Consider the following 25,969-nt stretch of genomic DNA (forward strand, 5'->3'; position numbering starts at 1 on the left):
CTCATGAAAGGCAAAAAATTTCAGTCTCTGGCAATCCTGCTGATCGGGCTGGCCATTGTCACGACGTACAGTTTGTTCCGTCAAAAATCGCAGTATGAGCTTCAAACGACCCGCACACCGACGGGCTGGGGGTATCAGGTTATGCTGAACGGCAAAACCGTGATCGACCAGCCGACGGTGCCGGGTCTGCCGGGGCATCGCGGGTTTGCCAGCGAAGCCCTGGCCCGAAAAGTGGGTGAATGCGTGGTTTCCAAACTGCATCAGGGACAATTCCCGCCCACACTCACCCCGCCGGAACTCAGCCAGCTAGGCGTGTCGGTTCAATAAGCGGTTTACGGTTTTCAGTCTTCGGTTTACGGTGGCTAACGCACGCAAAAGTCACCGTAAACTACTATCCATTATTTAGTCCCCTACTTTAGAAAACATACATGCGAACCTTACTGCGCTTAGCGCTACCGATGGTGGCCGGACTGTTGATTTCCGGCTGCATGTCGGGGGATCTGGACGTCGGCCAGAATCTGATCAATCCCGACGAAATGGAACTCCAGTACATCGACACGGTGACAGTCAATCTGTCGACCGTCATGGCCCCCGACTCGTTTGTTACCTCGTCCGACAGCACGATTCTGGTTGGGCGCTGGACCGACACACAGACAGGCCAGATGGAAGGGCGGGGATTTGCGTCTTTATCGTACGTCTCCAACGATTTACCCGATCAAAAGGGCATCCGGTTCGACTCGCTGGTGCTCGAAATGGTGTACGGTTATTCAGTGGGTGACACCCTGAAACCGTTTACGCTTCAGATTCACCAGCTTCGGCAGCCGCTCGATATTGGGGCGGTTCATTACAACACGCAATCGGTCGCCTACAACGCCACACCATTGATTACCAACACCTTTCTTCCTCAATTTAAGGAAGAAATCCGTCAGGTTCGGGTTCGGATACCCGACGCGCTCGCGCAGTCGTTTTACGACAAGCTGATCAGCAAGGAAATCAACAGCAGCGAAACCATGTCTGATTACTGGAAGGGATTTGCGTTTTTAAGTCCAGCGGCCAGCAATGTTTTTCTGGGGTTAAACCTCACCTCGTCGCTTTCCGGCATCCGGTTGTATTACCGGGGCAACGACATCAGCCAGACGGCGGGTAATCTGCTCTTTCCGTTTCAGGCGTCGCAGTTTACCCAACTGACCAACAACCGGAGCGGAACGCCCTTGCAGGCTTTGCAGCGCGCATCGGATGCGGTTTCCAGTCGGACGACGCAAAATTCATCGTTCGTCGTACCCGGTGCGTTTCTGTCCACCCGACTCGAAATCCCGTCGCTGAGTGAGTTTATCAAACCGGAAAACTTCATTGGCCTGAACCGCGCGGAACTGATTATCGAACCCATCCGGCGGGATGTGCGCGACAACAATGCGCCCCCCGACCAGTTGGCGCTGTATTTCACCAACAATCAAAACGAAACGGTGGAAGCCGTTCCCGGTTTTTCCACCGGTGCATCGGCCGCCGTGGCCAGCTATTCGTATTTGCCAAACGCCATCGAACTGGAGGATGCGTACGTCTTCAACATCACCCATTACGTCAACCAGGTAATGAAGGGTTTGTCCGTCAACCGGCCGATGTTGCTGAAGGTAACCACTGGTCAAAGTACGATGAAAACCATGATTCAACGCGTTGCGTTTGGGAACCGGCAAAGTACCACCGACCGCATCCGATTGAAATTGTACATCACGTCGGATACGTAACCAAAACGGTGGACAATTCAGAAGTCTAGCTTTTTTCTCAGGACTTACCTCTGATCTGATCATTCTTTATGCATACATTTTTTGCCCTGTTCCCCTAATTTAATCGCCGAAATGAATGTTTACAGCCCACTGCTTTAGCTGTGGGTAAATTGAAACCAAACCGAATCGTGGAACCGTTTTAACGGTTTGGTTAGCAGGGGGTTACTTTTCGCTTGACCCACAGCTAAAGCAGTGGGGCTAATAAACATTCTTTCGGCGGTTATTTTGCGGTGGGCTGATAAACATTCAGTTAGAGACTGTCTAAATCTTTACAAAAATTTAACAGCCTGAACACCAGCGGTTCTACCAGCTTTTCAGTATTTTACCGGTTCATCTGCTCCTTTTTCTCTTTCATCTTCCCGGTATGAACCAACTGATACGCACTTTTTCACTGGCTTTTTTTCTGGTCATCTGTCGCCTTTCTTTTGCCACGGCACAGCAAACCCAAAACGTCATTCTGGTTACGCTCGACGGGGTTCGCTGGCAGGAGGTGTTTTCCGGTGCCGATTCGACGCTGCTGTTCGACCCGGCTTATTCGCCCGACACGGCTACGGCCCGGAAGTTCTTCTGGGCGGCCACGCCCCAGGAACGACGCCAGCGGTTGTTTCCGTTCTTCTGGAATACCGTTGCCAAACAAGGGCAACTTTATGGGAATCGACTGAAAAACAGCCGCGTCAATGCCTCGAATCCGTACTGGTTCAGCTATCCGGGGTACAACGAAATTCTTTCTGGGTATGCCGACGACCGCATCAAATCGAACGACAAAATCGACAATCCGAATACCACCGTTCTCGAATTTCTACACAACCAACCCGATTACAAGGGCCGGATTGCGGCTTTTTCATCCTGGGATGTAATCGAAGCGGCTGTCAACGAGAAGAAAACCGGTATTTTCGCCAGTGCCGGCAACGAACTGATTCCATCTCCAAAAACCGCCACCGATTCGCTGCTCAACAGCATGATGACGACCATTCCGGCGCAGGTATGGGACAAATCTGTCCGCAGCGACTTTCTGACCTATTTTGCCGCCAAAAACTACCTGCTGCAAAACCGCCCCCGGGTGCTGTTCATGCAGTTTGACGAAACCGACGGGCTGGCCCACGCCGGGCGGTATGCCGACGATCTGCGCATGGTGAACACCGCCGATGCGTTCATGGCCGACCTCTGGAAAACCATCCAGCAAATTCCGCAATACGCCGGAAAAACCACGCTCATCCTGACCACCGACCACGGACGGGGCCACACGCCGAAAGCCACCTGGAAAGGTCACGGTGCCAAAACACCGGATTCCTACCAAATGTGGTTCGCCGTGATCGGCCCGGATACGCCACCCACCGGCGAGCAAGCGGGCGGACCGGTCTTGTTTCAGAACCAGTTGGCAGCTACGGTGGCGAAGCTGTTGGGCCAGACGTTCACCTGTGAACACCCGGTTGGACCGCCGGTTCTGACGGTTTTGAAACCGTGAACCTATCGAGACGGACTTTTCATCCGGCGATTAGTGAGGAGACAGAACGACCCGTTCCATCTTCGGAACCAGCAGATGAATGATCCCCAGCGCGAGCAGATACGAGCAGGCGGCTACTACAAACAGCGGAAAATAGCCATACCGGACGCGGATAATGCCCGCCACCAGCGCCAGCAGAACGCCGGAAATCGCCCCGACCGCTCCCCCGATTCCCGTGACCTGGGCCACCAGCGGTTTGGGGAACAGATCGGTAACGCTGGCGAACAAGGTTGCCGAAAAACCCTGGTGGGCCGCCGTAGCCAGCGAAATCAAACCAATGGCCACCCATAAACTGTGCGTCTGAGCGGCCAGCACAATCGGCACCACGCAAAGGGCACAAATCAGCCAGGTGACCTTGCGGGCTCGGTTGACCGACCAGCCGATTTTGAGAAAGTAACTCGATAGCCAGCCAAAGAAAATACTGCCCACGTCGGTAACGAGGTAAATCACCAGAAACGGTAACCCCAGATTTTTGAGGTCGAGCTTCTGGTCCAGGGCTTCGCTGCTGTTGAAAAAATCGGGCAACCAGGTCAGGTATATCCAGAAAACCGGGTCGATCAGGAATTTACAGCCCGCATACGCCCAGGTCTGACGGAACCGCAGCAATTGCCACCAGGACACGGAAGCCCGCTCCGGCTCCGGAACCTCCCCGGCCCGAATCAGGGCGTGCTCGCCGGGCGACAAACGGGGATGTTCCGCCAGCGGGCGGTAAATCACCAGCCAGGCCACCAGAAGCCCGATACCGAGTAAACCGGTGAGCAGAAAGCAACTTCGCCAGCCGTATTGCAGCGTCAGGAACGGCACGAGCCAGGCCGTCAGAATAATCCCGATGTTGCCACTGGCATTAAAAATACCAAACGCAATCGAGCGTTCCTTTTGCGGAAACCACTCCGAAACCGTGCGCGTAGCCGCCGGAAAATTCCCGGCTTCGCCAACGGCCAGCCCCGCCCTTGCCAACGCCAGCGACCGGATCGAGCCGACCAGCGAGGTCAGCATCCCGGCCAGACTCCAGATCATCACAAACAGCGAAAATCCCCGCCGGAGGCCCAGCCGTGTGGTGAGCCAGCCCGTTAGCAGAAAGCCCACCGCATAGGCCGCTTTGAAAGCCGCATCGACAAAACCCATCTGCTCTTTGAATTGCCCGTCGAGCGCCGGGGTCAGAACCGCGTCGGCGGGGAGTCCGAGCATATCCCGCTTGAAGGACGGGTCAATCATGGTGAACGACAGCACGTTGCGATCCACGTAGTTGACAATGCCCGACAGAAACAAAACCGCCAGCACCCACCAGCGCAGGTGTTTCCAGGGTCGGTAACCAGTGGCCGGTTTCAGATCCGGCACATTGAGGGGTCTATTCATCGGGTTGTGGGGCTGGTGATGAGTACCCGGTTGGTGCGCAGGCCGGGTCGTACCTCACCACCAGGCAGAATCCATTTGCCGTCCCAAACCACGGCGGGCGTCGTAACGGGTGCCCATAACACCGGTTTCCTGGTGTCGTCATTCACCCCGGTTTTGGGACTGACGTTGCCAGCAACCGTCCAGGTGTTGGTCAGGGTATGGTAGGCCAGAACCTCGGTGCGAAAACCGGGGTGATTTTCTTTCAGAATCAGATTACGGTCGGCATTGGCCCCATCGTCGCCACCCGGCACCAGCAGTTGATGTTGTCTGGCCGGAAAAGCGGGTGAGGGCGCGGCAACAATGGGATTCGGCAAATCGGCCAGGCGTGTCCAGGTTCGTTGCGCGGGGTCGTAGGCATACGCATCGGCCAGATACCGGCGTTTGATCGCTCCGGTTTTTGGCTCCGCAAAAACTTCCGTACCGCTGAAAAGAAAGAATTTTCCGGCCTGCGCACCCGCTACGGCCAGCATTCGGCCCGGCCCCGGCCAGGGTGGCAACCGCTGCCAGCCGGCTTCGGGTTTGCGCAAATCCAGGCTCAGAAAAAGGTTTTCGGCGGTGGTATCGGTCGGTGTTTCAATCCCACCGGCCACGTAAACGATTCCGTTGAGAACGGCCCCGCAGGCATTGGCCAGCGGCAGCGGCAGCGGACTCAGGTTTTTCGTCGTGACCTGTCCGTGCTGATACTGCACCATAAATACGTCCGGATAATGCCGCTCGCCGTCGGCACCGCCGATGCACAAAACTCCGTCAGGCACCGTCAGGGCCACGCTGTACCCCATTTTTTGCGGCAGTTTACCCACTTTTTTCCAGGAACCGTCCGGTTTTTCCAGCACAAACAGATCGTCGTACCAGGTTTTCGGCGTTTTGCCCCAGGGACCCACATTATCGGGAAAATTAGCGCCCCCTCCTACCAGCAAAGCCCCGTTGCTGATCCCGGCAACAGAACCCGCAAACCCCACCGGATCGGGAACGGAAGGCAATAGTCGCCAGGTTAGCGATTGCGCCAAAGCAAGATCATATACCATTGAAAAGAGAAGAAAAAGAAACCCGTTTCGAGTCATAACGTCTGTAAAAAACCGCGTTGATGGGCCATCCAGCCCGTTCAAAAACCAACTCAGGGTTGACCGTTCGGCGTGCTCACTGTCGGCAGAACAACCGGAATTTCCGAAGCCGCGCGGAGCCGTTGCCAGAAGCCAATTGTCTCCAGTTCGGTGTACAACTCGTCGTATTGATTCTCCGAAAGCCGGGTCAACGGCAGACGGCACGGCCCTACGTTGTAACCCAGCATGTGCATGATGGCTTTCTGGGCCGGAATGGGCGGAAATTGGGTCATCACCCGGATCATCTCGATCAGGTGGGCCATGCCCTCCTGCGCCTGCTCCATCTGCCCGGCCTTGTAGTGCCGCTGGACTTCCCGATACAGCGGGGCGGCAAAATTGTACGTACTGCCAATGGCTGCTTTTGCCCCAATGCTCAGGGCAGGCAGCAACATTTCGTCGTAGCCGTACAGGACGTCAAACCGGCTGTTGGCATAACGCAGGCACACCTGATACTCCCAGAGTGTCGTGGCTGTATACTTAATTCCGCGCAGGTTCGGAATCTGTTTTTCACTCAGCCGGAGAAATTCAACCATGTCCATGCCTACGCCGGTCAGGGTCGGAATGTGGTAATAATAAAACGGCATTTCGGGTGCTGCCGACGCGATTTCGGCCATGCTATTGACCAGATTCTGAACCGACGTGGGCTTGAAGTAAAACGCAGCGACCGACGAAGCCGCATCGGCCCCGATCGAATGTGCATGTTGCAACAGTGCCTGCGATTCGCGAATGCTCGAATGCCCGACGTGTACCCAGATGGGCAACCGCCCCGCCGAAGCCTGCACGAAGGCTTCGGCCACGGTCATGCGTTCCTGCGTCGTCATGTTGGGGCCTTCGCCGTTGCTGCCACAGATGAAGGCACCACTCAGCCCATCGGCAACCATTTTGTCAAGTATAACCGGTATTAATTCCAGGTTGAGGGAACCGTCTTCGTGAAAAGGGGTAAATGGTGCGGACAACAGTCCTTCGGTTTTTGGTATGTTCATGGTGTTTTGGTCAATTCTACGCGCTTTCTATTTATAGCTTTTTGTCGAAGTCGTCGAGCTTGAACCGCACGGAGACGACCGAATGCTTTTTCGTTCCGGGTTCATATTTGATGTAGGTCGTCGCCACGAGCGTGCCGTCGGGCAGCAGTTCCAGACCGGGATACCCGCAATCGGTTCCGGCGTAATTGTGCAGCAGTTTCACCCGGTATTGCCCCGAAAGCCCGTTGACAATGTCGTTGTACGTCCCCACCCAGGCCACAAAATGCCCTTTGGTGGGGCTGTTGGGGGCCATATCCCGAAAAACCGACACAATCCGACCGTCCGGCGTATACCGCACCATGTGGCGGTCGCCGGTCAGCCCCCAGGGCGTTTCGACCGGCTTCGACCAGGTTTTCCCCTCGTCCTCCGACGTCATCATCAACGCCCGGCCTTTCCGCTGGTTTTCCCGCATCAGACACAGCAATTGCTTGCCGTTGGGCGACCGAAACACGGCGGGTTCGCAGGGCGAGCGGCCTTCCATTTCGCCCACCATCACCGATTCGCCCCAGGTCACTCCGCCGTCGGTCGAGATCGACTGCCAGATTTTCAGCGGAGATTTATCCTTGTCGTCCGGCCCCCGGTGGTATAGTCCCAGATAATCGCCGTTCTGTAGTTTGACGATGCTCGAAAAGGCCATCACACACGGTTTTCCCAGACTTTTGACGGGTGTCCAGGTTTTGCCGCCGTCTTCGCTCCAGGTCTGGGACATGCCCGGACGAGCCGCAAAAACCATCAGACGCGCCTTCCCGGTTTTGTCCGTTAAAAGGTAAATGCTGGGGCAATTATAGGTGGTGCTCCAGTCGGCGGGTGTCGGGATCATTTCCCATTGGATTCCCCCGTCCGTACTCTTCGCCAGCGGACCGCATTTGCCCCCGTGATCGAACGACCAGGCACAAAACAGCGTCTTGCCGTCGGGCATCAAGACCGTTGTGGGGTGCCCCTGGTAGACTTCCTCCGTTCCCCGGGCAATAACCGTGTGTCGGTTTTTTTCGCCGGACACATCCAGAATCGGGAGGTTTGGATGGTATGGCTGGGCTACAGCGGATAAAGTCTCAAAAGCCAGCAAAACCGTTACTATACAACACTTTACCGATTGTTTCAGAAAATAATTCATAGGATTTAGCGGGTAGAAGACACCATGTTAACCTGATCTTTCTGATCCGTGAGCCAAGCCAGGTTGAAGCGTTTGAGCACAATGCGATACCGCCAGGTTTCGGTGGATCCTTCGTTGGTTTCGTAGAGACAGTACATCATGCCATCCGGACCAACGGCCAGATCGGAATAGCCCGCCTTGCCCGCATCGATCACTTTCTGCACCGGCCACGACTGTCCATCGTCGTAACTCAGCTTCGCCGTCAGGTTCTGCCGTTTGCGAAAATCATTGCGCTTGTTGAGGTATTCCGGATCGTTCCGGCTGTCTGGATTCACGAACAGAATGCGGTTTTTGCCGCCCTTGCCGGGGCTGCTCACCCGAATCAGGCTCGCCATACAAACCGGGTCGAACAGCTCCTCATCAAAAACCGGCTTTGTCCAGTTCGTAGCACCGTCCGGGCTGTAGGCAATCATCCGCTGGTGCGGTGCGGATTCGGTGCGAATGTTGAGCATCACCCGCCCGTCGGCGGTTTCGACGGCCACGTGCTCGCTCGGATTTTTGATTTCCGGGGTGGTGTTGGCCACGATGGCGCCCCGTTTCCAGTTCTGGCCAAAATCGTCGCTGTAAATCGTGGCCACGCACGAAGGCCGGTGGTCACCACCCGGAATTTTCGGATTCGGTTCGCAGAGCCAGACCGGCACCACCAGCCGCCCCTTGTGCTGCCCGTTCTGAAGCTGAATGGCGTGTCCGGGGCCGGGTGCCAGCACTTTCCAGTTGTATTCGGGCCGAAACTGGTCAAAAGCGTAGGTGATTTCTTTCGGTGCCGACCAGGTTTTGCCGTCATCGGTCGAGCGGACGTAATAGCAATTGCTGTAGTTCCGATGATAGAGCACATGAATCGTCTTGCCGTCGCGGTCGACAATGGGCGTGCAATTGGATGTCGGCCGTTTGGTTTCACGGGCGGCAATGACCACGTTCTCTTCCCAGGTCTTCCCACCGTCCGTACTCCGGCGCATGATCATGTCGATGTCGGCCCAGTCGCCGGAATTGTTGACGCGGGCTTCACAAAATGCCAGCAGCGAGCCTTTGGTGGTCATCACCAGAGCCGGAATGCGGGTCGTCGCGTAGGACGTTCCCGGATCAAAAACCGTGGCCGTGGTTTCAAAAACCGGCTGCTCACTCACCTGAGCGGGGCGACTGGCGGTACGACAATTCGCCAATAACACACTCAGAAACAGAAAATAAACGAAGATACGCATGTTTTAAAAGTAAGGGTTTAGGAAATCTGTGGTTTCAGGATATTGATCAGTAGCCTTCGGTCTGCTTGATCAGATTATTCAGCGAAAGCACGCGTGTGGCTACCGGCCAGTACAAAGGTGTGGTTTTTCCCCGCAGGTTCGGCACGAGTTCGTAGACATTGATGGTGCCGCCTTTGTGGAAGCGGACCAGATCCCACCAGCGCTTGTTTTCGTGGAAAAACTCCCGGCCGCGCTCGTCCAGCATTTCCTTTTCCAGCGTCTTTTTATCGGTCGCGGTGAAGTCGGCCACACCGGCCCGTTTCCGGACTTTGTTCAGTTCAACCAGGGCCGGAGCCGACTGCCCCAGAGCCGCCAGGGCTTCGGCTTTCAGCAGCAACAGGTCGGCGAAGCGGTACAGAATCACGTCATCGTCGGCCAGCCGGTCTTCTGCGTACAACGTCCCCCGGAACTTATTGGGCCAGGCAATGAGTTTTTTGGTGCCCTGCAATTCCCAGATGTAGCTCACATCCCGGCGAACATCCCCCGGATAGGTGTCCAGCAACGCCAGGGCTTCCGGACTGGCGGCATAACCGGCCTGGGCATTGCCCGGCTCTTTCACCAGCGGCAACTCGGCGGCATTGGCGGCTGTACCCGAGTAGTTTGCCAGCGGCAGGGCCGACCGGGCGTACATATCGCTACCCGTTTCGTTGCGGTTGAAATACAGCGAAAAGATCACTTCGGCATTCTTTTTATTGGTAGACAAAAAGACATTCCGAAAAACCGGCAACAGACTCACACCCGATTTTTCAACCTCCGCAATGGCCGCCAGAGCCTCGTTGAGATCCGCATTGCCGCCCCCCAGCACTTTGGCCGTCCACAGCTTCGCATCGGCTTTGAAGGCATAAGCCGCCGGTTTCGAAAACCGGTTTTTGTCCGGATAACCGGCTTCGGGGAAGAGCAAAAGGGCCTGGTCCAGATCCGCAAAGACCTGCTTGAATACGTCGGCAACGGGGGTTCGGGCCACCAGCGGCACGTTCTCATCGACCACGGGTTCGAGCACCAGCGGCACATCGCCCCAGATTTTAGCCATGTAATAATATAGGTACGCCCGAACGCACAGGGCTTCGGCCTGCGTCCGTTTTTTGACCACCTCGTTGGTGAACGGAAAACCGTCAATCTGCCGCAACAGCAGATTGACGTGTCCGATGGTGCCGTAAAATGCCGTCCAGTCGCGCGAGTTACCGGCGTTGATGACCTGCGACCAATAAGCCGAAAACCGGGGCAATGATCCCTGAACGTACAGCTCGCTCCGGTCTTCGCCAAAAGCCTGTTCGTTCATGTGACCCCGAAACCGCTGGTAAATACCGGTCATGTAGGTGGTGAAGTCGCCTTCGCTCTGCCAGAAAACCTGGTTGGTGATCTGTGAACGCGGTTTTACCTCCAGAATATCCTGACAGGAAGAGCCGAGCCAGCCCGTCGCCGTCAACAAAAGGAATTGAATGAATGTCTTTTTCATGAGTGCAGCGATTGAATGCCTGATTAAAACCGGATGGTAGCTCCGAACGTAAACTGACGCGGACGCGGATAACCGCCTTCATCGTATCCCTTGTAGACTTCCGGATTCAGTCCTTTGTATTTCGTCAGGTATCCGATGTTATAGACGCCCGCATTGAGCTGGACCGAGCCCGCAAAAATCCGGCGGGCAATACTGGTCGGCAATTGATAGGAAAACGAAAGCTCCCGCAGGGCCAGCCAGTCGCCTTTCGAGTAATAAATGGAGTTGTCGCTGCCGTAACTGTCGTCCAGACCCACCTGGTTGTAGCCGACCTGCGTCACCTGCCGCAGGTGGTTCCGGTAGCCAAAGTCGGCATCGCCGAAGCTGAAACGGGGGTAGTATTTCCCGGTTTCGCCCGGATTCTGCCAGGTATCGTCACTGAGGGCTTCGCGGGGTGCCCCTTCGTTGGAGGCTCTGGCCTGCCCCATCGCCCGGGCCAGTGCGCCATCGCTGATGACGTGTCCGAGCGCGTAATCCATCGTAAACCGGGCCGATAAGCCTTTCCAGGTGAAGGTATTCTGCATCCCGCCAATCTTGTCCGGAACCCGATACCCGATGAATACCAGGTCTTTGCCGTCGATTTGCCCGTCGCCGTTCAGATCGGCCCAGTTGACATCACCGCCGTGTTTGGGTTTGCCGAGCGCGACGCTGGTAACGAGCAAATCTTTCGGTGCGCTCTTGGCCTCTTCGTCGGTGGCAAAAATACCGTTCGACTGAAAAGCCCACAGACCGCCGGGACGCTCGCCCTCGGCGTAGCCACCGACTTCAATATCTTTGCCCGTGGCCGGGTCATAAATCAAGCCGCCGTTGATGCGGTTTTTATCACGGCCGTTGTCGGGTAATTCAACAATAGCGGTTCGGTTGAACGCAAATGAAAAATTGGTGTTCCAGGCAAAGTTGCCTTTTTTCAGGACGGTAGCTCCCAACTCGACCTCGACGCCCCGGTTGCGGAGTTTGCCGACGTTGTAGCGAATGCTGTTAAACCCGGTTTCAGTGGGCAACGGCAGGTTATCCAGGCGGTTTTTGGTCAGTTTGTTATACACATCGACGATCAGCGTCACCCGGTTGAACAGATTCAGATCAACACCGCCGTCGATGGTTTCGGTGGTTTCCCAGAGCAAGTTCGGGTTGGCGAGTGTGGTCCGCACAATACCGCCGTTGCCGCCGTACGGAGCGGAACCGTAGCCGCCGTAGGTGTCCGTGTAACTCAATCCGGACAAACCGGTCTGCCCGTAGCTCGCCCGGAATTTCAACTGGTTGATTGCCTGCACTTTCCAGAAGTTTTCCCGGTGAACATTCCAGCCTGCCGACACCGAGGGAAAGAACGCATACTGGTTGTTGGGCGCGAAGCTCGAAAAACCGTCGTACCGCAAGGAAGCGCCCACCAGATACCGGCCATCGTAATCGTAGTTGACCTGCCCGAAAAGGCTGGCGGTTTTGGTTTCATAATAGCCCGACGTTAACCCAAAATTCGGTTGCTGAACGCCATTGATCACCGTCGTCGGCGGATTGCCGTTAAAAGTGGTCTGGTAATCATCCGTAGACCGCTGCCCCGTTCCTCGCAAATTGTACTCAACCCGGCGGGTGAAGTTGAAACCGGCCAGGGCGGTCAGGTTGTGTTTTCCGCCAAAGGTGTTGTCATATTGCAAAATCTGGTCGGTCATAAACTGCTTGTCCTGCGTGAGTTCTTCTGCCTTGTCGCGCTGGCGTTGTTGTCCGGGAAAAGCCCGTTCAAAAAATAGATAGCGGTTTTGAACGATATAGAGCGAAGCCGAGGGGCGGAAATGCAGTCCTTTGGCGATTTCCAGATCACCCGCCAGCCGGAATGTCGTCTGGTCGTTGTTAGAGCTTAAATCTTGGTAATACAACTCGTGGAGCCGGTTCCGAACCGAAACGCTTTCGCCTAATGCCGGTAAACCGTTGTCGTAATACAGGCGGTTCAGCGGTGGCACCCGCACGCTGCGCGTCAACTGAACCTGGTTGTTGGACAAAAATTTATTGTCGTTCCAGAGGTAGGAGACGTTGGTTTCCAGCCGAAACCGGTCGCTCACTTTGAAATTGGCGTTGGCCAGCGAACTGAAGCGTTTGTAATTCGTACCCAGAAAAACCCCACCCTGGTCGATGTAGCCCAGCGATACGTTGTAACTGGCACGTTCGGTGCCGCCATCGATTCCGATGTTGTAGTTGTTGGTTGCGGCCGTATTCCAGACCACATCCTGGTACTGACTGTCTTTAAAAATAATCGTTCGGCCCGGATTGACCGGATCGTCCATCGTTTCCCAGCCGTTGGCCAGCAGGTTATCGACGTAGGGCTGTCCTTCAACCGCCACCAGGTTGTCCCGGTAAGCGGTCGTAAAAACCGCGTTGCCATACTGACCTTTTTGCGTGTAAGTAGGCGTCGTGGCCGAATTACCGGCGGAATACAGCTTCTGGTTGATGTCGAAAATGTCGAGACCACGCGCCCAGGTCCGGCGGGCCAGATTCAGGTATTCTCTGGCATTCAGATAATTGTAATTGCGGGCCTGGGTTTCAACCCCGTGCTGATACCGGAAAGTCACGTTGCTTTTTCCACCGTTGAACTTACCGGTTTTGGTTTTGATGATGATCACACCATTGGCCCCGCGCGCACCGTAGGCAGCGGTCGAAGCCGCGTCCTTCAGCACCTGAAGCGACTCGATGTCGTCGGGATTGACATCGTTGAAGCTCCGAAAAACGCCGTCGACGATGACCAGGGGATTGCTGGCCTGGATGCTGGAAACCGGATTGGTGCCACTGCCGGTCGAGCCGGTTCCGTAGGGATTCAGGGTCGTGCCACCCCGGATGACAATGCTGGCGGCAGCACCCGGTTGTCCGGACAAAACCGGTACCGAAACCCCGGCCAGTTTGCCCTGCAAGGCCTGAACCGGGCTCGCCGACGGAATGTTGCGGAGTTCCTGCACGTCGATTTTCGATACCGAAGCCGTGGTTTTGGCCCGCGACTGTTCGGCGTAGCCCACAATGACCACTTCATTCAGCGCTTTTACGTCTTCCAGCAGTTTCACGTCCAGCCGTGTCCGGCCGTTGACAGCGAGCTCCTGACTGACGTAGCCGATGAACGACACGACCAGCGTGCTTTTCGGATCGGGAACGCTAACGGTATAGTTGCCCTCGGTGTCCGTAACCGTGCCGGTCGACGTTCCTTTGATGACGACGCTAACACCCGGCAGGCCGTCGCCATCTCCGCCGACGATGCGCCCCTGCACCTGAAGCCGGGCCTGTGCCAACGCGACCGGTCCGCTGAACAGCAATGCCAGCATTCCAATCAAGCTGATGGCTCGAAATAGAGGATTGATCATAATCGAAATAAGGTAAGGTTGTGTTAGGAAAGGACTTTTGTTGTTATGTAAATAAGTAGTACATAATTACACAATATTGAAAAGAAAGAAAGAAAATTCCAAGAGCAGTCCCTGTTTTTTGTATTTCTATCAGAAAAAATAATACGGGTTAAGGACTACGCAGGACTGATTCAATACCCGCATCCCCGGAGCACGTCTACGGTATGGTTATCCAGCCAATCCCAATCCAGGTCGACGCCCAGACCCGGGCCGGTGGGACAGTGTTGACAACCGTCTTCGCGAATTTCCAGCGGATCGGTTTTCAGTCCAAAGCGGAACATAGGATGGTGGCTTTCCAGAAAGCGCGAGAGCTTCGTAGCGCAGCCCACATGCAGGTTCGCCACATCCAGCAGCGGGGCACCGGCGGTGTGAATTTCCAGTCCGTAGCCCATCATCTCGCACATGCCCATGGCTTTCATCAGCCCGGTGACGCCACTTTTGTGGTGAACATCCGCCCGAATGAGGTCAATGGCACCTTCGGTCATGTAGTGCGGCAGTTCGAACAGGCCAACGGTTTCGGCGGCCAGAACCGGGGTCCGAATGGCCTCCGACAGTTTTTTTAGCAGCACGAGGTGCGCATCCGGAAACGGTTCTTCAAACCATTCATACCGAAGTTCGTCCAATTCATACCCAATTTTGAGCGCGTCTTCAAACGTTAAAACCGCCGACGAGTCGAGCATCAGTGGAAAACCGTCACCCGCCACCTCCCGCGCTTTCCGCAGACGGGGTATGTCCAGCGCCGAACCACCCGACAATTGCAGCTTGATTCCCCGAAAACCCTGCCTGATTTTTTGGCTGACTTCCTGTTCCACTTCGTCAACCGTCAGAATGGTTTGGGGTGGGCAGGTGGCATAGGTGGGTACTTTATCCCGGTATTGACCCAGCAATTTGGCAATCGACATTCCGGCGGCCTTGCCTTTGATGTCCCACAACGCCACATCCAGATTACCCCAGATAGCTTCCCGGAGGTTATACAAATGCCGCTGTTTCGACCGCATTGCCTGCCAGATGGCTTCGTGATTCAACGGATCTTTCCCCACCAGCTCGTGGTAATAGACGTCATGGACGGCATAGGCTGATGCCCGCCCCTGCCCCAGCGGCCCATAATCCATGGTGTAACCTTCAATGCCGTCGTCGGTGTGAAGGGTCGTCAGCGGAAATTCCCAGTAGGGAACATGGCCGGGCGGAATGGGCCGGGGATGAAACCAGGCTTCGGCACTCAGGCGAATCCGGTGGGTGGTAATGTCCGTGATCTTCATCAATTTAATGTACTTATGTGGTACATATACGGACAAATAAAAAAGAAAGCTGATTTATTTCCTACTATCTCACAACAAATTTATTGAAAAATGAAAATTAAGGAACCGATCAACCCTTCATAATCCTTCGCATCAGGACCGTACTGATCAGCAGTCCGCCTGCAACACCAACGGCGTCAGCCGCCAGATCGAGCCATTCAAAATCGCGGTTGATGGGCATGACCAGCTGATAGATCTCAATCAAAAAACCGTATATCACTCCAATTACGAAAAGACGAAGCGGAAGCCGATAAACGGTTCCCCAGAGGAAACCCCAGAGGCCAAAGATACTGACGTGCAGAAACTTATCATTCACTGTTAATCCCGGTGAAGGATAATCACTCGGCCAGGCACAGCCAATAAAAATGATGATGGTCCAGCCGATGGCGGCCCATTTTACCAGCGCTTCAAGTCGCATATCAGCGGGTGAGGGCGGTCATCCGCCACTCGGTCAGAAACAAAAAAACCGTAATCACACTGAGCAGATAAAGTACATTCCGGGAATCGATCAAACCGCGCCCCAGCGCCTGGTACTGCTCATCGAGCGCCAGCCAGGTGAGTGGATACGAGAGCGTACCCCAGAACGACAAACCGGCCACCGAACTGATTCCGACGTACAGCAAAAAACACAGAAACACGCCAACCACAAATGCAACCACCTGATTTTCATTGATGGAAGACGCAAACAAACCCACCGCTACAAAGACGCCCCCCAGCAGTAATAGTCCGACGTAGGAACCGAAAACCGAAGCCGAATCCAGATTACCCACCGGATTACCCAGTTGATAGACTGAATAATAGTATAGTAACGTGGGAAGCAACAACAGTACGACGACCAGCCAGTTGGCCCCAAATTTAGCCAGAACCAACTGCCAGCGGGTCAGCGGTTTGGTCAGCAGCCATTCGATGGTGCCGGCCCGAACTTCTTCGGCGATGGACCGCATGGTGATGGCCGGAATCAGAAACAGCATGACGTAGGGCGTCAGGTTGAAGAAAACCCCCAGGTCGGCATAGCCGTAGTCCAGCAGGCTGGTGTCCGGAAAAACCCACAACATCAGTCCCACCGCCGTCAGAAAGACGACCATGATGACATAGGCGACCGGCGAGCTAAAAAAACCGTTGATTTCTTTCCGAAAAACAGGGAGCATGGTTTGATCAGGCGAGAGGGGTTAGACAAGAGAGAAAAGACGTACGCTTTATCAGGTATCGGTATATTTTTATCTCATTTCTCTTGTCTAACGTCTTTTCTCTCCATCAATTTTGAAAATCTGAAAAAGGCGGGCGATTCCGGCGGATGAAAGCGGCTGCGACCAACGAGATGAGCGCCCCAAAAATGGCGGCAACCAGAATACCGATCAGAAACTGCAAACCGGGTCCCTGGAGTTTTTCGGTAAATTCCATCGCCTGTTCGATCTGGTCGTCGGGCATCCCCCGGTTTTCCATCTGCTCCCGGGCATTGTCCAGAATTTGCTGACGAATGGTTGGATCGATGAACGAGGTGTAGATCAGGTTATAGGTCACGGAGATCAAGCCGGAAATGACCGACACCAGCGTACCCAAACCAACGCCTTCCCCAAAACTCATAAAACCGCCGTTCAGCGTGCGAAATTCGCGCATCGCCATCACCGTAATGACAATGGAAATTACCAGACTAAGCCAGGGCAACGCCGTGTTGGCAAATTGGCCGGTTACGTTGATGGCCGTGGTGTACACCATAAAAATAACCCCGGAGATTAATCCCCATTTCAGGGCCAGACGAGCGGTAGAGGGCTTTTCTTCCATTTCAGTGTATGTTTATCAGTTTGATTTAGGGGATTCGGAAGGATTCGGCAAGTCGGGGGTTGGATTGTAGAGGCTGTAGTCCTGTCTCCTGAAAAGTAACGAAATAATCAGGACAGGTAAAATCGCCAGCACGGTTTTCTTGCTGATTTCGTCACCAACCAGGGTTTCCAGTGTAATCAAATCGACATTTTTCAGCATTTTCACATATTCCGCCTGGCCCAGTGTTTCCACAAGCCGTCCTTTGGTGGAGACGATCAACTGCCGCATCTCACCGAGATACTGGGTAAAAATCGTTGGATCGATGTATTTCAGGAAGAGATAAATCAGCCAGGCCGTCAGCATCGCGCCCACCGTATTGACCACGTAACAGATGCTCAGGGCTTCCCACAGGTGCAAAAATCCTTTCCCGATGTGCTTGCGGTAATACCAGACTGCCGCTACCATCATGATGATCTGAAAACCAAAATCCAGCACTTTATGATTCCCCAGCGGCATGATGCCCAGCGCGTAAAGCGCCAGGAAATACCCGAAACACAATACCCCCGCCAACAGCCCGAAAAATACCGGCAGCTTCAAAAGCGGGTGGTTAAAAAACGAAATAAGTTGTTTCACTGCGTGTTATAAAGATTCAACAAAGCCTTTGTTAATAATCCATAACGCCTTTCCCCGTAAGGTCTTGCCAAAAAACGGCGAGTTTTTTGACCGGGATGCCGTCCGCTCATACGTCCATTCCAGGTCCGGATCGAAAACCGTCAGCGTAGCCGGCTGGTTTTCGTCGATGGTCGCAGCCGGTAATCGCAGAATCTGGCGCGGACGGTGGGTCAATGCTTCGACCAACGACGCCAGCGGCCATTCCGGGAAATGCGTGCGGACCACGGCAAAAGCGGTTTCCAACCCAATGATGCCAAAATCGGCGTGGTCAAATTCGATGTTCTTGCTTTCGTCGTCCTGCGGATTGTGGTCCGACACGACGGCGTCGATGGTGCCGTCGGCCAGCCCCTGCTTCAGGGCTTCGCGGTCGGCGGGCAGTCGAAACGGCGGGTTTACTTTTAAATTGGTGTCGAACCCCATCAAATCTGAATCGGTGAACGCCAATTGGTGAGCGGCCACATCGCAACTCACCGGCAAACCCTGCTGCTTGGCCTGCCGAATCAATCCGACCGAACGCGCCGTTGAAATCGTGGAGAAATGCAGGACGGTTTCGGCGGGCCGCCCGGCAGATTGCGGATACAGGTATTCCAGAAGCCGCAAATCCCGCTCGATCATCATTTCCTCGGCCATGGCGGGCATCCCCTTCAATCCCAGCAAGGTACTGGAAAGGCCCTCGTTCATCTGTCCGAAATGCGTCAGGTTCTGCTCTTCGGGGCGGTTCATGAGCAAACCGTTGAATGGCCGCAAATATTGCAGCGTTTTCAGCAACAGATCGGGATGCGTCAGCGGCTGTTCGCCATCCGAAAATGCCACCGCCCCGGCGTGGTGCAGGTCGATCATGTCCGTAAAGTCCTGCCCTTCTGCTCGCTTCGTAATGGCGGCAATCGGGTGCACACTGACGGCTTGCCCCTGGGTGGCCTGCCGGACATAGCCGAGCGTGTCTTTTGAATCAAGAACCGGTTTGGTATTGGGCAACACGGCAATGTCCGTAAAACCGCCCAGCATGGCGGCCCGGCAAACCGTGGTCAGGTCTTCTTTGTGTTCATAGCCCGGATCTTTGGCCGAAACCCGGAGGTCGACCCAACCCGGAGACAGGCACAAACCGGCGGGTTCAATGCGTTGTATGGAGGAATCGTCCTCATCGACCGGGAGGGATTCGCCAATCTGGCGGATGAGACCATTTTCAAGGAGTACGTCACGAACCAGTCCATGAAAGGGCGACTGCGGGTCTATGATTCGGGCGGCACGGATGAGTAGTTTCATGGAAATGCAAAAAAAAAGCCCCGGCTGGAGCTTCCTGATTCAATTGGGGACTCAGGCCCCCACCAACTCTTTATAGGCTTCGGCCGACATCAAATCGTCGGATTCGGCACCGTCGGTCAATTTCAGTTTTACGATCCAGCCCCGGCCATACGGGTCGTCGTTGACCAGTTCGGGTGTTTTTTCAACTTCCGGATTAATTTCAAGTACTTCACCGGCAACGGGCAGAAAAAGGTCCGAAACCGTCTTGACGGCTTCAATCGAACCGAAGATGTCGCCTTTTGCCAAACTCTGTCCGACACTGGTGATGTCCACAAAGACAATATCACCTAATTCACTCTGGGCAAAATCCGTGATACCGACGATGGCCGTATCACCTTCGATGCGAATCCACTCGTGATCTTGCGTATACTTTAGTTCTCCGGGAAAATTCATACGTGACGTTTCGTTTAACGCTGCAATTTACACAGGTAAAACGGTTTTACAAACCTTCACGTCGGCGTTTCCCGACCATTGCTGCCCGTGAGGGGTCGGGAAGCGTCCGGCGGATTTCGCCGACGCCTGCATACGAACCCCCTCTCCTCCATCGCCGTACGAAAACCGGGTGTTTCCGTACGGCGATGGAGGGCTAGACTCAATGCTGCAGTAGTAATTTGGCGGTTTGGTTTATGGTGCCATTCGATAAGCGGATCAAATACAGACCATCGGCTTGCTGGCTTAGGTCGATGCTTACCGCCTGTTCGTCCCCCGTTCCGGCAACCGGTTTTGCATAAACCGTTCTGCCATCGACTGCCACGACGGAAAGCGTCGCTTCTTTGCCTTTATCCAACGTGAAACGAACACGGGTCAATCCATCGGTCGGATTGGGGTTGACCCACAAACGCTCCGCAGGTTCTGAACTGGAAATGGCCGATAACCGCCCACCACTACAGGCCGTCTGGAATGAATAAGGAGATGCTTCGGTGCCCGACTGCCGTACTTGCAGCGTAAAGGTTGTACCCGTTCGCTGCCAGGAAGGTACAGTAAATGTGGGATTCGTCGTCCATGTGCCTAAACCCGGAACCTGGTATTCAATGGTCGTGCCGTTCCCCCCCGAAGTAGCAACCGTCAAATTACCCGTATTACAGTTATAAGCCGGGGTGACAATCGCCAAGTTACCACCACCCGTCGGTGGGTTCGTGGGGGGATTGGGCGTTCCTCCTTGCCCTGTTACGCAAAGACTATTGAAGCAGATAATACCGCCATCGGTTCCACTGCTCAGGCCAATTGTATTGTTCCCCGCTGTCAGGTGAACCGTACCAACAGACTGTGTCTGGTAAGCACTGCTGCTGGTCTGCGGACAAGTAACGGTTCGGGCTACACCGTTAATGCGGACGATGGCGTTAACTGCTCTTTCCCAGGCTTTATAACTCATGGTCATGGTATAATCGCCTTCGGCAGCCACTGAAATAGTGACATTTCGAATCTCTGAACTATTGCCGGCACAGACGTCGGCAAAGGGCGTACAACCGCCAGTTGGTGGATTTGTCGGGTTCGCCGGCGGATTGGTGGTGCCGCTCGGACAGCCCGTCGACTCGAAACGGAACAAGCGTTGATTCTGGAAGCCTTCACTGGTCGATCCCCAGAGTTGCAATTGGGGGTCGTTGCCGTAATTTTTCATGTCCCAGGTCACGCCATTACCCCCATTGATGCGGTAGGCTCCACTGCCATTGTCCTGAAGCGTCCACAGTTGCCGGGTATCCCCGGAAGAGGCACTCAGGCGCAGGAGTTCGCCATTGTTCAGGGCGTTGACACTCATGGCCAGGCCACTGCCATTCTGCGTTACGAAGCGGTACTGATTGGCGGATGTCGTTTCAGCTTTCCAAATCTGATTGTTCGCTCCGTTTGCTCCCCGTTGCTCAACGGTGTTGCCTGAAATGGCCTCCATGAGCTGATTGGTCTGGACGGAGCGAATCACATAACAGCCACTTAAGGAGCCGGTAGTCGGATTGGTGGGCGGAGGGGTCGTACCGCCGGAACAGCCGGAAGTCTGGACGTAAAACCGCTGACTATCACCGCCGTATGGGCTCCACAAATGCAGGCCCGCGCCATTGTCCTGACTGGGTCCCTCCACATCGGCGGCCAGGGCATTGGAATACGAGGGCACGAGTTTGTAGGTGCCGTCACCGTAGGCTTCCAGGCGCCATTTCTGTTGCGCGCTGTTGGCCCAGTCATGCTGGTTGACCGTGGTACCACTGCCCGTACCGGCCCCATTCGCATCCATGACTTTGTTGCTGAATTGGGAGATGATGCGATAGAGGGAGCCATCGACTACTTCGAGTTTGAAAATCTGGTTGGTAGAACCGTTGCCGTCCTGCTGACGGATGCGGGTACCGGCATTTCCATCGGCCACCTGCAGGAACTTGTTGGAATGCTTGGCTTTGAGGGTGTAACAGCCGGTGGCGAGGGGGGCTGAACCCGTGGAGCCATCGTTAGTGTCATTTACAACATTGTACGGAAAACTAACCGCTTGTGTAAGGATATAATTACCCTGAGAATTCTGTATAATTGCTCGACGCGTCCCTGTACAATTGGTCGGTATAGATTGGTCATAACAAATTGGTGAATTGAGGTCAGCCGTACCATTATCGTACACCCACATATATTGCGAACCCCCACCGGGAGCTGACGTTGTACCATTCGCATTAAATTGTACCATTTGCGGTTCCGTATTCAAACTGCTCGGCGTTACGGGTATGGAACCTCCCGAATTTAAAATTCCAGATTGATCAATTGAGTTGAACCACGCTTGGGCTAAATCGGCTAAACCCGATCTAGAGAAGTGGGTTTTATCATTAGCAAAAGAGCGTCTGGAAGGATCGATATTATCTGTCTCTGGACCGTAGTATAAGCCAGTTCTAGATTGAATAGCAGCATTCTGTGCATTTTTTACTAAATCTGACGTAATTATGTCATTCTTAGAAGTCCGAGCAATTACCCAAGAGATATTACTTGATAACTCCGAACGCGACTGGTCGATGATTTTCAATAATTTGTTACGGTAATCATCTTGACTCGACACGCTACGGTTAATTCCACCTCCGTTCCAATTTGAACTATTGAGTGCCTCTGTATCTGTTTCCCCCTGTTCCCATAGAATAGCCCGAGCTCCATAGATGGATGTATAAAACTTTAACGTATTCCTTAAATAACCATATGGAGCCCCTGGCTGATAGCGCCCCGGATTTCCATCGCTTTCTTTCGGAGCGGCAGGATGACCATAAGGACGAGCATTTGGATCGGTCGACTCGGCCCATTGCGTAATAGTAGTTCCTCCCCATGCAGCATTAAAAAAGGCAATAGGAATTTTATACCGTTCGGCAAGCTTTTCGCCCAATAAAGCCCAGAACCACAATGAGCTACCTAAAGGGGATATGCCCGAATTTGGATTATCCTTAGCTTCCCTGCCGGATTTTAAATAGGATAGGACGGGTCTTTTTATTGGAAAAGTGAAACTGGCTATTCGGTAGGATTCATTTGTATACAACGGTGAGTTAGGATTCTCTGCTCCCAAAAATTGAGCTTCATTAAATATGTTGGGCTGAACTCTAACGGCATCTAGTATTGGGTCTGGAGTGGCAACATGTACTTCGTTAGGATAGCCCCAAGCACTAGTATTAGGTAGTCCTTGAGCATTGGATTGCCCGGCAATAATAAAAACCTCCCCTACACCTACATTGAAACGCATTGAACTGTGCTCCCGATTTTCAGATATAGCAAAAGGTGCTATCCGTAATTCATACCAGCCTGCCTTGATATTCGTAAATTTGTGGTAAAATGAACCCTTACTATCCAAAGTGTACAGTCAATTCAGTTTGGTAAACTTGCTTTGAAACATCTACAATTCCATATAAATCTAGCGGGGTTAATTTAAGTATCAATTTATAAAATCCGCCATTAATCCATCTTTGGGAGTTGAAAGTTCCCGCCACAGTTATATTTCCCTGGTTAAAACTATTGCGCTGATATACTCCTCCAGGATGGGCAATGTGACATCCAAATTAGATCTGCTTACACTCAACCTGCGTAGAGCGTCTTCAACAGATTGGGAATAACTGGTGGTCCATAAGACACAAGAAAGAAAATGAAGTAAAAACCTTTTACATATTATTGTTTGTACAGTTAATTAAAATTAATAAACATTATACTCCCTTATCACGTCAATCAACGCGAATAAATCGGAAACAGAAAAAGCTTGATTAGAAAGTGCCTAAAGCTGTACTTTGAAGAATAATTGTTTTAACGACTTAACCGAGTGGATGAACAATCATACTCGTAATCAATCACTGCTGTTCCTTCATCTGCATACCACCCAAATCCAACATCTTCACCGTGAACAATTTTTCTATATACGCGCCCATCAGAATCGAATCGATATTGATAATTAGTTTCAAAGATAGCCTGTCCAATAAAGGAGTCTCCTCGTTCAATCGATTCTTTTTTAAGCAGATTACGACTTTCAAAACCCCAAAAAGTGTAAATTGGAGACGGACCAGAACGGGTTAAATCATATTCGTATTTATAGACATACAACCCATCCAGGTATTTATACTCTTTTACCAAATTACCATTCACTACCTGACCTACGAATTGAATCGAACCACTTAACATCTGTTCGGTCAAATATCCTTCCGTATCATATTTGACTTTTTGCTGATAAAATTTGGATTCAGCCAACCCTTGTGTGTTTAAGACTATACTATCAATGAATACATGCGTACCCAGTTGGCGGGAGTATGAAGTAGTCTGCTTAAGCACTAATCCCGGCGAATAATCATACTCGACGACCATAGAGTCCCCGGTTATCACCCGGTCTTTTTCCCGAATCAGTCGCCCCTGTGGATCATAATTGTAAAAACTTTCTTTGTAGAAACTCACTTTTACGTTTTTGCCGCCTACGCTTATTGTTTCCTCATCGCGAATTGGTCGGGCATTCACAGAAGAAGACTTCAATACGGCCTTCACAATCCGGCATAAGGGAACTGGAGCGGCTTCTTCTTTTTGCTGTCTGCAACAGAGAATTACCACCAATGAAACCAACAAAATCAGGTAGGGTGTAAATAACCTTTTCATTGTTTATCAATATTTACTACATCAGTTCAATAAAATCGTATTGCATACCAAGTAAAGCATTTCTTCATTCTTTTATCATGACCGATACTTTGATTTACTGAATTGGCTGAAATAGGTAAATGGTACTTTTCAAATGACTATTTCGGAAATGAATCACCTTCACAAATGCTTTAAAATGGAGGGACAAACCTACTTTTTGTAAGACAACAACCAAATCTTTCTTTACATTTTTTGTACATGTTTACACTAATTACGCTCTGTAAATCAATTAGTTATTATTATGAAGAATCGGTAACATGATTCTAAATCGCTAAAAATGAGGGGAGTAAATTTCAACTAAACTTATATTCAAAATTGGTCACACTAACCTTGTAAAGGTTATCCCGAACAGACCATACAGCATGTTTTCACAATTACCTGACCAGTAACGAGTTTTGGCTGTTCCTGCCCTTTCTGTGGAGTTGCTTGGGTGATGGTGTAGCACTTTTAAAACTAGATTTTCACAACACAAAAAAACCGCCCGTCGAATGTCGACGGGCGGTGGTATACGGTTCTGAAAAGATTACGCCTTCTTAAATTCAATCGTCATGGTGTAGGTGTCCACTTTTCCGTCGCCGTCCAGATCGTCTTTTTCCGTGATGCTCCACTTCATCGTGTTGCCCGACGTTTCCAGATCGTAAACCTGTGAGCCTTCTTTGTCGATAATCGTCAATTTGTTACCATTTACCGACCATTTGGAGTTGTCCTCAGCTGGATTGAAATCATCCAGATCATCCGATTTGCAATTGGGTGAGGGCGTACCGGAAATCGTACCATTGCTGTTAAACGTAATTTTGGTATCCGTCAAACACGCAACGGCTTCCTCTCCACCATATTCCTTAAAAAAAGCCAGCAAATCGGTAATTTTTTGGCCGGTACCAAAATCAAAACCCGGGTTCACTTTCATACCCGAAATTTTCCAGCTTCCGCTCACCGCCGATGGTTTCACATCCGGTTCGCCATTGCCATCTTTATCTTTGCTACAGCTTGCAAACCAGAGCGGTAGGGCCAGCAACATGACCATGGTCCATCCATAACGAAAATTCACGCGGTTCAAAAGTACGGTTGTCTTTTTCATTTGTTGTTTGATTTGATTGTTAGAAAAGTTTGATTTGTGATTCAAAAGTGGGCAAAATTGGTGCGGCCACCCAGTGCATTACGCCTGAATTGCCTATATTGAGGTTTAAACAGGTACTTCCGTTTGCTGAAGTGTGTTCACCGTTTTTTTCAGCTTTGCGGAGATTGTTTTTAAAGGTTGATACCCTTTCTGTGTCCGAATCTGGATCATAGGACTACCGCCTGTAAGGCAAAACAAATACCCCATCCATTAAAAATAATCTTCTGTGTAACTCTGTCATTTAGGATGTTCCCAGTATTTAATTTTGAGGAACAAGTCATCATTCAAACCAGGAGCCGTCCGACGGTTACACCGAGATCAAGTCTATGCTGATAACAACTACTTCGAATATCGAAGGCAAACGGATCACAAAATACCTGGGCCTGGCCAACGGTGAAGCCATTATTGGCTCCAACCTGATTAAAGATTTCTTTGCGACCGTGCGCGACGTAGCGGGCGGACGTTCAGGCGCTTATGAACAGGCCCTGCGCGAAGCCAAAAGCATTGCCATGAAAGAAATGATCGAACAGGCCCAGCGGCTGGGTGCCAATGCCGTTATCGGCGTCGACCTGGATTATCAAACCATCGGAAACAACGGCGGCTTGCTCATGGTCAGTGCCAACGGCACGGCGGTGGTGATCGAGTAGT

21 protein-coding genes are annotated in these 25,969 nt (G+C 52.6%); 4 read left to right on the forward strand and 17 right to left on the reverse strand.

The window, feature by feature from the left end:
* Positions 1–3: 3 nt before the first annotated feature.
* The 3 genes from FH871_RS20835 (at position 4) to FH871_RS20845 (ending at position 3,246) form a co-directional block, all read left to right on the forward strand.
* A complete protein-coding gene (locus FH871_RS20835) occupies positions 4–327 on the forward strand; it encodes a DUF4907 domain-containing protein (RefSeq protein ID WP_171062905.1) in 324 nt (107 codons plus the stop codon).
* A gap of 101 nt (positions 328–428) precedes the next feature.
* The gene (locus FH871_RS20840) at positions 429–1,742 is read left to right on the forward strand and encodes a DUF4270 family protein (RefSeq protein WP_138993292.1); all 1,314 of its coding nucleotides are present in this window, start codon (positions 429–431) and stop codon (positions 1,740–1,742) included.
* A gap of 403 nt (positions 1,743–2,145) precedes the next feature.
* Positions 2,146–3,246, forward strand: a complete 1,101-nt coding sequence (locus FH871_RS20845) for an alkaline phosphatase family protein (RefSeq protein WP_138993293.1) — start codon at positions 2,146–2,148, stop codon at positions 3,244–3,246.
* Between the two features lie 30 nt (positions 3,247–3,276).
* On the opposite strand, the gene FH871_RS20850 is transcribed toward FH871_RS20845, so the two are convergent.
* The 17 genes from FH871_RS20850 to FH871_RS20930 all read right to left on the reverse strand — a co-directional run bounded on the left by FH871_RS20850 (position 3,277) and on the right by FH871_RS20930 (position 25,282).
* Positions 3,277–4,641: an MFS transporter gene (locus tag FH871_RS20850; RefSeq protein ID WP_138993294.1), complete on the reverse strand. Its 1,365-nt coding sequence runs from the start codon at positions 4,639–4,641 to the stop codon at positions 3,277–3,279.
* Positions 4,638–5,705, reverse strand: a complete 1,068-nt coding sequence (locus tag FH871_RS20855) for a galactose oxidase (protein ID WP_138993295.1) — start codon at positions 5,703–5,705, stop codon at positions 4,638–4,640. Before FH871_RS20855 ends, FH871_RS20850 begins: the two co-directional genes overlap by 4 nt.
* An 89-nt stretch (positions 5,706–5,794) precedes the next feature.
* Positions 5,795–6,763, reverse strand: a complete 969-nt coding sequence (locus FH871_RS20860) for a dihydrodipicolinate synthase family protein (RefSeq protein ID WP_138993296.1) — start codon at positions 6,761–6,763, stop codon at positions 5,795–5,797.
* Positions 6,764–6,794: 31 nt separating this feature from the next.
* Positions 6,795–7,916 carry a sialidase family protein gene (locus FH871_RS20865; protein ID WP_138993297.1) on the reverse strand — a complete coding sequence of 374 codons (1,122 nt, stop codon included), beginning with the start codon at positions 7,914–7,916 and terminating at the stop codon, positions 6,795–6,797.
* A 5-nt stretch (positions 7,917–7,921) separates the two neighbouring features.
* A complete protein-coding gene (locus FH871_RS20870) occupies positions 7,922–9,154 on the reverse strand; it encodes an exo-alpha-sialidase (RefSeq protein ID WP_138993298.1) in 1,233 nt (410 codons plus the stop codon).
* Between the two features lie 46 nt (positions 9,155–9,200).
* The gene (locus tag FH871_RS20875) at positions 9,201–10,649 is read right to left on the reverse strand and encodes a RagB/SusD family nutrient uptake outer membrane protein (RefSeq protein ID WP_138993299.1); all 1,449 of its coding nucleotides are present in this window, start codon (positions 10,647–10,649) and stop codon (positions 9,201–9,203) included.
* Positions 10,650–10,672: 23 nt separating this feature from the next.
* The gene (locus tag FH871_RS20880) at positions 10,673–14,023 is read right to left on the reverse strand and encodes a SusC/RagA family TonB-linked outer membrane protein (protein WP_138993300.1); all 3,351 of its coding nucleotides are present in this window, start codon (positions 14,021–14,023) and stop codon (positions 10,673–10,675) included.
* A gap of 170 nt (positions 14,024–14,193) precedes the next feature.
* The gene (locus FH871_RS20885) at positions 14,194–15,321 is read right to left on the reverse strand and encodes a mandelate racemase/muconate lactonizing enzyme family protein (protein WP_138993301.1); all 1,128 of its coding nucleotides are present in this window, start codon (positions 15,319–15,321) and stop codon (positions 14,194–14,196) included.
* Positions 15,322–15,430: 109 nt separating this feature from the next.
* Positions 15,431–15,778: a VanZ family protein gene (locus FH871_RS20890; protein WP_138993302.1), complete on the reverse strand. Its 348-nt coding sequence runs from the start codon at positions 15,776–15,778 to the stop codon at positions 15,431–15,433.
* A 1-nt stretch (position 15,779) separates the two neighbouring features.
* Positions 15,780–16,508 carry a gliding motility-associated ABC transporter permease subunit GldF gene (gene gldF, locus FH871_RS20895; protein ID WP_138993303.1) on the reverse strand — a complete coding sequence of 243 codons (729 nt, stop codon included), beginning with the start codon at positions 16,506–16,508 and terminating at the stop codon, positions 15,780–15,782.
* A gap of 106 nt (positions 16,509–16,614) precedes the next feature.
* Positions 16,615–17,142 (reverse strand): DUF4199 domain-containing protein, encoded by a 528-nt coding sequence (locus FH871_RS20900; protein WP_138993304.1) that lies wholly within the window; start codon positions 17,140–17,142, stop codon positions 16,615–16,617.
* A gap of 15 nt (positions 17,143–17,157) precedes the next feature.
* Entirely contained in the window at positions 17,158–17,754 is a 597-nt protein-coding gene (locus tag FH871_RS20905) for a DUF4199 domain-containing protein (RefSeq protein WP_138993305.1), read from the reverse strand.
* Positions 17,755–17,760: 6 nt separating this feature from the next.
* Positions 17,761–19,056 carry a dihydroorotase family protein gene (locus FH871_RS20910; RefSeq protein ID WP_138993306.1) on the reverse strand — a complete coding sequence of 432 codons (1,296 nt, stop codon included), beginning with the start codon at positions 19,054–19,056 and terminating at the stop codon, positions 17,761–17,763.
* A gap of 51 nt (positions 19,057–19,107) precedes the next feature.
* A complete protein-coding gene (gene gcvH / locus FH871_RS20915; RefSeq protein ID WP_138993307.1) occupies positions 19,108–19,488 on the reverse strand; it encodes a glycine cleavage system protein GcvH in 381 nt (126 codons plus the stop codon).
* A 199-nt stretch (positions 19,489–19,687) separates the two neighbouring features.
* Positions 19,688–22,780 (reverse strand): RICIN domain-containing protein, encoded by a 3,093-nt coding sequence (locus FH871_RS34125; RefSeq protein ID WP_306439247.1) that lies wholly within the window; start codon positions 22,778–22,780, stop codon positions 19,688–19,690.
* 551 nt (positions 22,781–23,331) lie between these two features.
* A complete protein-coding gene (locus tag FH871_RS20925; RefSeq protein ID WP_138993309.1) occupies positions 23,332–24,165 on the reverse strand; it encodes a hypothetical protein in 834 nt (277 codons plus the stop codon).
* A 562-nt stretch (positions 24,166–24,727) separates the two neighbouring features.
* Positions 24,728–25,282 carry a lipocalin family protein gene (locus FH871_RS20930; RefSeq protein WP_138993310.1) on the reverse strand — a complete coding sequence of 185 codons (555 nt, stop codon included), beginning with the start codon at positions 25,280–25,282 and terminating at the stop codon, positions 24,728–24,730.
* Between the two features lie 365 nt (positions 25,283–25,647).
* Between FH871_RS20930 and FH871_RS20935 the strand changes: the two genes are divergently transcribed.
* A complete protein-coding gene (locus FH871_RS20935) occupies positions 25,648–25,968 on the forward strand; it encodes a heavy metal-binding domain-containing protein (protein WP_138993311.1) in 321 nt (106 codons plus the stop codon).
* Position 25,969 lies beyond the last annotated feature (1 nt).

The organism is Larkinella sp. C7, from assembly GCF_006149005.1.
GTDB lineage: Bacteria > Bacteroidota > Bacteroidia > Cytophagales > Spirosomataceae > Larkinella.

Coding starts and splice junctions, on each gene's coding strand:
- FH871_RS20835 (WP_171062905.1), top strand. CDS start 4: ATGAAAGGCAAAAAATTTCAGTCTCTGGCAATCCTGCTGATCGGGCTG.
- FH871_RS20840 (WP_138993292.1), top strand. CDS start 429: ATGCGAACCTTACTGCGCTTAGCGCTACCGATGGTGGCCGGACTGTTG.
- FH871_RS20845 (WP_138993293.1), top strand. CDS start 2,146: ATGAACCAACTGATACGCACTTTTTCACTGGCTTTTTTTCTGGTCATC.
- FH871_RS20850 (WP_138993294.1), bottom strand. CDS start 4,641: ATGAATAGACCCCTCAATGTGCCGGATCTGAAACCGGCCACTGGTTAC.
- FH871_RS20855 (WP_138993295.1), bottom strand. CDS start 5,705: ATGGTATATGATCTTGCTTTGGCGCAATCGCTAACCTGGCGACTATTG.
- FH871_RS20860 (WP_138993296.1), bottom strand. CDS start 6,763: ATGAACATACCAAAAACCGAAGGACTGTTGTCCGCACCATTTACCCCT.
- FH871_RS20865 (WP_138993297.1), bottom strand. CDS start 7,916: ATGAATTATTTTCTGAAACAATCGGTAAAGTGTTGTATAGTAACGGTT.
- FH871_RS20870 (WP_138993298.1), bottom strand. CDS start 9,154: ATGCGTATCTTCGTTTATTTTCTGTTTCTGAGTGTGTTATTGGCGAAT.
- FH871_RS20875 (WP_138993299.1), bottom strand. CDS start 10,649: ATGAAAAAGACATTCATTCAATTCCTTTTGTTGACGGCGACGGGCTGG.
- FH871_RS20880 (WP_138993300.1), bottom strand. CDS start 14,023: ATGATCAATCCTCTATTTCGAGCCATCAGCTTGATTGGAATGCTGGCA.
- FH871_RS20885 (WP_138993301.1), bottom strand. CDS start 15,321: ATGAAGATCACGGACATTACCACCCACCGGATTCGCCTGAGTGCCGAA.
- FH871_RS20890 (WP_138993302.1), bottom strand. CDS start 15,778: ATGCGACTTGAAGCGCTGGTAAAATGGGCCGCCATCGGCTGGACCATC.
- gldF (WP_138993303.1), bottom strand. CDS start 16,508: ATGCTCCCTGTTTTTCGGAAAGAAATCAACGGTTTTTTTAGCTCGCCG.
- FH871_RS20900 (WP_138993304.1), bottom strand. CDS start 17,142: ATGGAAGAAAAGCCCTCTACCGCTCGTCTGGCCCTGAAATGGGGATTA.
- FH871_RS20910 (WP_138993306.1), bottom strand. CDS start 19,056: ATGAAACTACTCATCCGTGCCGCCCGAATCATAGACCCGCAGTCGCCC.
- gcvH (WP_138993307.1), bottom strand. CDS start 19,488: ATGAATTTTCCCGGAGAACTAAAGTATACGCAAGATCACGAGTGGATT.
- FH871_RS34125 (WP_306439247.1), bottom strand. CDS start 22,780: ATGCGTTTCAATGTAGGTGTAGGGGAGGTTTTTATTATTGCCGGGCAA.
- FH871_RS20925 (WP_138993309.1), bottom strand. CDS start 24,165: ATGAAAAGGTTATTTACACCCTACCTGATTTTGTTGGTTTCATTGGTG.
- FH871_RS20930 (WP_138993310.1), bottom strand. CDS start 25,282: ATGAAAAAGACAACCGTACTTTTGAACCGCGTGAATTTTCGTTATGGA.
- FH871_RS20935 (WP_138993311.1), top strand. CDS start 25,648: ATGCTGATAACAACTACTTCGAATATCGAAGGCAAACGGATCACAAAA.